We start from the raw sequence: 225 nt of genomic DNA on the forward strand, positions 1-225 counted from the left end.
TGCAGGTCTTTGTTGTCGGCGCTGATTACCACCGACTTGGTTTTGTAGCTATCCCACTTTTCGTAGGTGTTGTGCAGCGTGGTCACCGTGGCGGCGCCACCATCTTCCGGGTAGGCGTTGGTGATGGTGGTGTCCACCGTCTGGCCGCCACCGAGGAAGGTGTTGCGGCTGCGGATAACTTCGTCGGTGGCTAAACCATTCTCATCGTACTGGGTGGTGGCGTAA

1 protein-coding gene is annotated in these 225 nt (G+C 57.8%); it reads right to left on the bottom strand.

Annotated features, from left to right (window positions below):
- The coding region (locus tag Q1A69_RS20285) for a hypothetical protein (protein WP_299589790.1) at nucleotides 1-225 on the bottom strand (225 nt) is incomplete at both ends.

The sequence above is a fragment of the uncultured Microbulbifer sp. genome (assembly GCF_947498635.1).
Classification (GTDB): domain Bacteria; phylum Pseudomonadota; class Gammaproteobacteria; order Pseudomonadales; family Cellvibrionaceae; genus Microbulbifer; species Microbulbifer echini.